Annotated in this window: 8 protein-coding genes; 1 reads left to right on the forward strand and 7 read right to left on the reverse strand. The window is 63.1% G+C overall.

What is annotated here, in order from left to right; all coding sequences use genetic code 11:
- The 7 genes from ACH2EI_RS15670 to ACH2EI_RS15700 form a co-directional block, all read right to left on the reverse strand.
- Positions 1-284, reverse strand: a 284-nt coding sequence (locus ACH2EI_RS15670; RefSeq protein WP_395160729.1) for a sulfatase-like hydrolase/transferase, incomplete at its 3' end; no start/stop codon positions are given.
- Positions 281-742 carry an SRPBCC family protein gene (locus ACH2EI_RS15675; RefSeq protein ID WP_395152842.1) on the reverse strand — a complete coding sequence of 154 codons (462 nt, stop codon included), beginning with the start codon at positions 740-742 and terminating at the stop codon, positions 281-283. The genes ACH2EI_RS15675 and ACH2EI_RS15670, both read right to left, overlap by 4 nt.
- An 88-nt stretch (positions 743-830) precedes the next feature.
- Positions 831-1,727, reverse strand: a complete 897-nt coding sequence (locus tag ACH2EI_RS15680; RefSeq protein WP_395160731.1) for a hypothetical protein — start codon at positions 1,725-1,727, stop codon at positions 831-833.
- A 4-nt stretch (positions 1,728-1,731) separates the two neighbouring features.
- Positions 1,732-2,640 (reverse strand): haloalkane dehalogenase, encoded by a 909-nt coding sequence (locus ACH2EI_RS15685; RefSeq protein ID WP_395160733.1) that lies wholly within the window; start codon positions 2,638-2,640, stop codon positions 1,732-1,734.
- Positions 2,637-3,533, reverse strand: a complete 897-nt coding sequence (locus ACH2EI_RS15690) for an MBL fold metallo-hydrolase (protein ID WP_395160735.1) — start codon at positions 3,531-3,533, stop codon at positions 2,637-2,639. Before ACH2EI_RS15690 ends, ACH2EI_RS15685 begins: the two co-directional genes overlap by 4 nt.
- A 124-nt stretch (positions 3,534-3,657) precedes the next feature.
- Positions 3,658-5,925 carry a sulfatase-like hydrolase/transferase gene (locus ACH2EI_RS15695; protein ID WP_395153344.1) on the reverse strand — a complete coding sequence of 756 codons (2,268 nt, stop codon included), beginning with the start codon at positions 5,923-5,925 and terminating at the stop codon, positions 3,658-3,660.
- Positions 5,922-6,596, reverse strand: coding sequence for a TetR/AcrR family transcriptional regulator (locus ACH2EI_RS15700; protein ID WP_395160737.1), 675 nt, complete (start codon positions 6,594-6,596; stop codon positions 5,922-5,924). The genes ACH2EI_RS15695 and ACH2EI_RS15700 overlap by 4 nt, the downstream gene beginning before the upstream one ends.
- A gap of 283 nt (positions 6,597-6,879) precedes the next feature.
- Here ACH2EI_RS15700 and ACH2EI_RS15705 point away from each other — a divergent pair, with 283 nt between their 5' ends.
- Positions 6,880-8,082 (forward strand): CaiB/BaiF CoA transferase family protein, encoded by a 1,203-nt coding sequence (locus ACH2EI_RS15705; protein WP_395153342.1) that lies wholly within the window; start codon positions 6,880-6,882, stop codon positions 8,080-8,082.
- Positions 8,083-8,265 lie beyond the last annotated feature (183 nt).

Here is an 8,265-nt window from a genome sequence, read left to right on the forward strand (position 1 = left end):
CCCTCGGGCAGCCAGCGAAGTCGGGAGTCGTCGGCCATCTTGCCGAGCCCGTCGGTCTGCGTGACGCCGTGGACATCGGGGTACTGGCCGGTGAAAATCGTCGGGCGGCTGGGGACGCAGGCCAGCGATCCCGTGTAGTGCCGATTGAAGTTCACGGCATGGTCGTCGAACCACGCGCGACCGCTCAGGGTTGCCCCACGCCAGGCAAGGACATCGTCCGACTCGTAGGGCGGGATGGCCCGCTCTTCATCGGTCATGATGATGATCACATCGGGGCGCGTCATGCGTGTTGCTCCTGCTGCTCGGGCGATGTCGCAAAATGGGAAGCGAGGCCAGCGAGCATCTCGTCAGAGGCCTGGCCGAGTTTGCGGCCGACAACCTTGGCGATGCCCTGCTGCGGCGGCCGCGGCCCAGCATCGATCTCGGTGGTCAATGTGGCGATGGTGACATCACCGTTGGATTCGAGTGACCACGCGTTCGTGACCGACCGGATAATCGGTGGCAGGCCCGTGATCGCGTATCGCAGCGCCGCACCGGGCTCCCAGTGCTCGACAGTTTCGACGACCGTAGTCCGTCCGGTCTGGATGCGCCGCAGCATGCCGACGCCCTCGGTCTGGTCGGACAGCAGACACGAATGATCGACATTCGGCGCCCACTGGCTGATCGCGGGGAAGTCGGCCAGCACCGCCCACACCGCACCGACCGATGCCGGAATCGTCGCTGACTTCATCACTGTCGCCACGGCGACCTCCCTACTGTCGTGTTCTGCTGTGTTGTCGTGTTCTGCTGTGTTGTCGTGTTCTGCTGTGTTGTCGTGTTCTGCGTTGCGATCATCGAGCCACTCGGATTCGTGCTGCAGGCATCCAATTGGCTCCGGCGGTGGCGTTGATGCGCTCGACAAATCGGTCACCAACCGGTTCGACCAGGTCGACGAATCGCATCGTGGCCTCGGCGCCAAGCGCACGCCATGCGCGCGACGACAGCTCGTCGAGTCGTGCCTCGAGGGTCGCCTTGTGGGCCATCCCCGCAGCGTTGACCGTGCCATCGGTAACGAGGCCGCGCACCTCGAGTTCGGCATATCCAACGGCGAGCGCCGCGTCGTCAGCACCGCGGCTGCGCGGCAGCCAGTCACCGTCGTAGTTGCGGGCCGCGCCGTCGAGAATCCCAGCGGCGACGTCGCCCATGTCATCGACCAGCTGGATCGCCCAGTGCGTGTCACCACGCCACTCACGGATGCAGTTCACGGCAAGCCATGCCGAGAGCAGTTGGTCGTCCGGACGAGCGCGCTCGCGCAGGGTTCCCGCGAGCGCCCGACCGGATATCGTGATCTCGTCTGCAGCAGCCCACAGGTCAGAAGCCATCGCTGCAAGTTCGCCACAGATCTCCGGGGAGTACTCAGGAAGACCGGCGACAACACCTGCGTCGCGAGCGTCGGCGACCTGTTCAAACGTTGTTGCAGCACGGGCGTTGTCGAGTGACATCGCGATGAACCCCGGACTAATCGAATAGAACGCTGCGATCACCGCTTGGTTGCCAGCCGGGGCAAGCGATGCCCCACGACTTGCGACGTAATAGCTCCAGGCGTCGGGCCCAAGCGCTGTGTAGTTCTCGATGGCGGTTGGGTCCCAGTAGATCCACCCGATCAGCCGGTGCGATGCAAACGCGGCGCGCGCGGACAGCTCGCTCCACGCGCCGTCGTCGAGTTCTAGCTCAACCGGACCGGCCATCTCTTCAGCCTCCGCCGACAGCGTCGATGATGATCTGAGCGATCTGCGGCGCACCATCTTCTTGGAAGAAGTGGTGCGCGTTCGTGACCGTGGTGTGCGGCTGACCCTGTGCACCGGGCACCAGCTTCAGGAACGGAGCGTCGCCACCCGCGGTCACTGGGTCGTCATCGCTGAAGCAGCAGATGAAGGGCTTCTCCCATTGCTTGAGAACCTCCCAGGCCGCGACGTTGTCGGGCGCGGCCGGGTCATCGTGAGACGTCGGCACAAGCGACGGGAAGATGCGAGCACCCTCTTTGAAGGTCTCGTCGGGGAACGGTGCGTCGTACGCAGCAACTTCGCCTGCGGTCAGTTCAGTGTTGGTTGCACCCTGCAGGATTTGGCCGATTGGGAAGACCGGCGACTCCTGGCTGAACTTCTGCCACGCCATGAAGGCCTCACTCGGCGCACCCTCACCGGTCGGCAGGCCCGTATTGCCGACGATGACTCGGGCGAATCGATGAGAGTTCGCCGCGACGAGGCGAAGTCCGACGAGGCCACCCCAATCCTGACCGAAGAACGTGACGTTCTGTAGGTCGAGGTGATCGATAATCGCCTCCTGCATCCAGGCCACGTGCCGGGCATAGGTGTAGTCACTCTTCTCGCTCGGCTTGTCGCTCTTGCCGAAACCAACGAGGTCCGGCGCAATCACGCGCAGCCCCGCGCCGGTCAGCAACGGGATGATCTTGCGATACAGGTAGCTCCACGATGGCTCGCCGTGCATCGCCAAGACGACAGGCCCATCAGCGGGACCCTCGTCGAGATAGTGGACGCGCAGGGTGCCTCCATCTTGGTCGTCAACCTCGATGTAGTTCGGCGCGAACGCGTAGCCCGGCAGGTCAGCGAAACGGTCATCGGGAGTGCGGAGTGATTTCATGTTGGCTTCTTTCGTTCAACGTGATTTGATGGCGACGGACTGATGATGACGGTGTGCAGGTCGTCGCCGACTTCGATGGTGCCGCCGAAGTGCGCTGCTCCGAGTGCTCGCCAATCCTCGGCACTGCCGCTCACGGGCATCGGTGGGACGTAGTGTGTATAGATCAGCGTGTCCAGGCCCGCCTTGGCGGCGGTCTGCGCCGCCTCTTCGGGTGACGAGTGGTAGTCGAGCGTGTCCTGCATCCGCTGCAACGGCACGTTCGCGATGATGTCCTTGCGAATCACAGTGTGGACCAGCGCGTTGGCGCCCTCGCACAGCGCATCGAGGCCGGCGCACGGCACGGTGTCACCGGCCGCCACGACACTGGCGACTCCTGCATCAGAACGGTAGTCAAATCGGAAACCGATGCTCGGCTCGACCGGCTTGTGGTCGGTTTGACCGCATGTGATGATCACACCACCAGGCAGGTCAAGAACACCCTCCGTCACTTCGATCACAGTCACCGGCGGGCGATGGTCGAGGTCTTCGTGGTGGGCGAGGCGGTATTCGATGTCGGGGTCGAGCGACGCCAGGATGTGGTCGACGACTGCCTTGGTGCCAACCGGGCCAACAATCGTCAGCGGGGTCTTCTCGAACGTCATCACCCAGCGCGTCGTGATCACATCGTTGAGATCGGTGATGTGGTCGCTGTGCAGGTGCGTAATCAGCACCGCAGCGAGGTTCGGCGCACCGAGCCCGCACGCTGCGAGGCGCATCAACACGCCGCGGCCAGCGTCGACCAGGTAGTGCTCTGCGTCGGCGCCTTCGCCAGCCGAAATCAGCGTGGCCGGGCCAGCGCGATCCGGCGCGGGCATCGGCGAACCGGTGCCCAGCAACGTGACAGTCAAACTCATCGGGAGCTCCAATTCAGCAGGGGAGTCGCCGGGGAAGCCGCAGGCAAAGTCGCGAGGGAACGAGCCACCGGGGAGAGAGTCGACCGACACAGAGTTGCGAAAGGGGCCTGACCCCATGCGCAACTCACTGGCGGCTCATTTCACTTGCGGCATTCGCTCGCTCGGCCTCGACGGCAGTGCGTGACAGCAACTGGACCGTGACGTCATGCAACGTGCCTTCGAACGGGAACGGGCCGCTATAGCGCTGCGACACAGCCGATCCGTAGTCGTACCCGACGCTCGGACCGACCGACGACATCATGGTCATGAACAACGGCAGCTCGGCTGGCTCGGTCGGCACGCCATCGACGCTCAACGAAATCGTGCCCGTCTTGCCACCGGTACGGCGCACATGAACACCAAGCGCACTGGATCCGACCGGCACATCGATGTCAGATTCAACGATCAAGTGGTCGTTAAACGCGTTGTAGTCGACGACTAGCTTGTTGTTCTGAACGAAGATCGACACGCCTGAATTCTCGGTGCCAGTTGCGTACAGCACGCCCTGTTCGCCGCCGGTCCGCGTCACTCGCGCCATGAGGTCGAACGACGTGCCACCGAGTGATACCGAGGCCTGGCCCGGCATCGGTGACATCGGCGGGCGATAGACGTACCGCTTGTCGACGGGGTGCGGCGAGTGGTCACGGAATCGGCTGCCAAACAGCTCGATACCTCGATCGTCGAGCGGCAACACCCCGTGCGTGTCGGCTTCCTGCCACCACAGATCGATCAGTTCAGCGAGCTTGTCAGGATGGGTCTCTGCGAGGTCGTTGCACTCCGACCAGTCGGCCGAGAGTTGATACAGCTCCCACGTTTCGGTGTCGTAGTCGGCGCCCTTGTCGTGCTTGCACACCGCCTTCCAGAGCGATTCCTGGTCACCAGCCACGAGTGCTCGGCTGCCCGACATCTCGAAGTACTGCACGGTGTTCGCTGTTGGTGCCGATGCATTTGCCAGCGCGTTCGTGAACGACCGGCCGGTGACCGGCAACTGTTCGAGCCCCTTGTAGACCTCGGGTGCGGTGGCGCCGACCATCTCGTAAATCGTCGGGACGATGTCGGACACGTTGACGAACTGGTTGCGCAGAGCACCCGGCTCGGTGATGCCTGGGCCACTCACGATCATCGGCACGTGGACACCACCTTCGTGCGTGTTCTGCTTGTACCACTTGAACGGTGAGTTGCCGGCCTGCGCCCAGCCCCACGGATAGTTGGTGTGGCTGTGCGGGCCACCGATGTCGTCGATCTGATCCATCACCTGGTCAGCTGTTTCGAAGATGCCGTTGAAGAACTTCATCTCGTGCATGACGCCGAACGGGCCACCCTCCTGCGATGCGCCGTTGTCGGCAAGCACTATGACAATCGTGTTCTCGAGTTCACCCATGTCGCGGAGGCCTTCGATAAGGCGGCCAATCTGATCGTCGGTGTGATCGAGGAACGCGGCGAATGCTTCCTGCAGCCGACAGTTGAGGCGCTGCTGATTCTCCGACAGGTCATCCCAGGCATCGACACCCGGGTTGCGCGGCGCCAGCTGGGTATCGGCAGGAATCACACCGAGTTCGAGCTGCCGTGCAAACCAGCGCTCGCGGATGACATCCCAACCCTCGTCGTACTTGCCTCGGTACTTGTCCATATACGCCTGAGGCGCCTGGTGCGGTGCGTGCGTCGCGCCGAACGGTACGTACGCGAAAAACGGTCGATCCGGCCGCACGCCCTTGCTATCGCTGACCATCTTCATCAGCTGGTCGATCATGTCTTCGCTGACGTGATAGCCGTCTTCAGCTGATTTCGGCTGGTCGATCATGTGGTTGTCGCACACCAATGACGGGTGGAACTGATCGGTCTCACCCTCGAGAAATCCGTAGTACCGGTCGAAGCCGCGGGCCAGCGGCCACTGCTCAAATGGGCCAGCTGCCGAGCACTGCTCCATCGGTGCAAGATGCCACTTGCCAACGCAGAAGGTGGCGTAGCCCTCGTCGCGCAACACCTCCGCGACGGTGGCCGCATGGTTGCTGATGTGGCCAAGCTGGCTGGGAAAGCCCGTACGGAAGTTTGATATCGCACGCATCCCGACCGCGTGCTGCGAACGGCCAGTCAGCAGCGCGGCGCGCGTCGGCGAGCACAGCGGGGTGACGTGAAAGTTCGTGAACTGTGCACCGCTCGCGGCGAGTGCGTCAACGTTGGGGGTGTCAATGTCGGAGCCGTAGCAACCGAACTGGGCAAAGCCGGTGTCATCGAGCAGCACAACCACGACGTTCGGGGCGCCATCGCTCGGGTGCGGCGGCTCATCGAACCATGGCTCGGAATCAGCAACGGTTTTTCCGATCTTTCCTTCGAAACGTGAAGCGCGTGTCATGCCTTGTTCTCCTTGTCGATTCCGTTGTCGTTGTCGAATCCGGTGTTGGTGTCGGGTTGCAGGCCGGGCCAGCCGTCGAGAATTGCACTGATCGAACGGGTCCAAGATCGTGAGATCTGGCGATCCGAACGGCCGTGTGCGGCCTGCATGACCTCGTAGGCCTCTGGCGAAGTCATCGAATCGATCACGGCCAGCAGGTTCACCGCTTCGGCAGGTGAGAGTTGTACCGCCTCAGATGCGAAGTGTGTGCGCACCTGGTCGGACAGCTGCGAACGACCCCGACCGATCCCTTCGGCCATCGGCTGATAGTCGAGCGCGCGCTGTCGGGCAATCTGCATCATCGGTCCGGCTGCCGTCAGCAGGCCGAGCCGGGCACGCACGTGCTTTGCGACTCGTTCCGCACGCGGCGCCGCGGCATCGACCACCGGATCGAAAAGGTGGACGTATCGTTTCCGGAACACATCGAATGCCTGGCGCTGCATGTCGTCGAGACCGTCGAAGTTCCGGAAAATCGAAGACACCGAAACGCCGGCTCGGTCAGCGACGTCTTCAGCAGTCGGCGGCACCTTGCCCTCGCGTAAGAGCGCAAACACTGCATCGATAACCGCAACCCGACTGCGCTCGCGGCGCGCCCGTCGACCGTCCATTGGCGGCTCCGACAGGGTGACCATGTCGCAACAGTAGACCGCCTGCACATGTATTGCGAGTCAGACTTTCATAATCTTGCTCAGTAGCCGACCTGCTTTGCCGTCAGCGCACAGGCTGCGCCGGCCGAGTCGACGTCACCCAACGAGCGCGAGCAGTTGATTTGGTAGAGCACGTGCCGCTCAAGGCGACACAGAGTTGGTGAATTGCACCGATCACGGACGGGTCCGGTGCGACAAGTGTCTGAGTTATCACACAGTCAGTCTCGCTGAGCACGACCGGTCACACTGTGCCTGGCACAGTGTGACCGTGACATCTGAATCTGCTCGGCCGACTGGCCCACTCGATGGGGTGCGCATCGTCGACCTCACCAGCGTGGTCATGGGCCCGCTTGCCACGCGCATGCTCGGTGATATGGGTGCCGACGTGATCCGTGTCGAAACCCCCGAGGGCGACATCATTCGGCACTACGAGCCGGCACGCAGCGCCATGATGAGCGCGTTCAGCCTCAACCTGAATCGCAATAAACGTAGCGTCGTGCTCGACCTCAAGTCGGAGAGCGGCGCTGCAGCCCTGCGCGACCTCGTGGCCACTGCTGACGTGTTTGTGACGACCATGCGGCGGTCGGCGTTGGGTCGACTCGGGATCGACGACGCATCGATTCGGGCAATCAAGCCGGACATCATCACCTGCGTCGCCAACGGCTGGGGCAGCAACGGCCCCAACGCCGACAAGGCGGCCTACGACGACGTGATCCAAGCAGCGTCCGGTGTGGTCGACCTCTTCACCTACTCAGGCGGTGCCCCACAGCTGATGCCGTCGATCATCGCCGACAAGGTCAGCGGCCTGCACATTGTCCCAGCGATCACGGCCGCGCTGTACCGGCGGGCGATGACGGGCGAGGGCGACTCGATCGAGGTGCCGATGGCCGAGGTCATGGCGTCGTTCAACCTGGTCGAGCATCTCGGTGGCTCGACCTTCGAACCACCGGTTGGCAAGTTCAGCTACCCGCGAATCACCACACCGAATCGGCGCCCCCGCCAAACCGCCGACGGCTGGGTCGTCCTGCTGCCTTACACCGACGCCAACTGGCGTGACTTCTTCGGCTTCGTCGGCCGACCCGAGCTTGCAACTGACCCGCGATTTGCCGAGCAGCGTTCGCGCATCTCCAACTCCGGCGAGCTGTACGGCATGCTCGACGACATGGTCGCTGACCTGCCCACAGCCGCGCTACTCGATTTCTGCGACAGCCGATCGATCCCCGCATCAGCAGTTCTCGACCTGGAACACATCGCCGACGATCCCCATTTCAAGGCCATCGACCTCTTACACGACGACGAGCATCCGACCGAAGGTGCGTACCGTTACACCCGCGATCCGATCCGATTCGCCAGTCGAGGCGATGACCACGAGACCGTGCGACTGCATGCACCCGGCCTCGGCGAACACACCGCCGAGGTGATGGCCGAACTTGGCTGGACCGACGATCAAATCGCCACGCTGCATCCCTAACGGGGGAGATGCCCCGAATTGCAACTCCGCACTGGAGGTCGTCGGGTCAGGCAGCAGCTTTGTGGCTGAGGAGTGCAGGGCGAGTAGACCCTTCCGGATGGAGAATCTGAACGGCAAGACAGCAGTGATCACCGGCGGCGCAAGTGGCATTGGGCTGGCGATGGCCCACCGGTTCGGCGCTGC

This window comes from Ilumatobacter sp., from assembly GCF_041688325.1.
Taxonomy (GTDB): Bacteria; Actinomycetota; Acidimicrobiia; order Acidimicrobiales; family Ilumatobacteraceae; genus Ilumatobacter_A.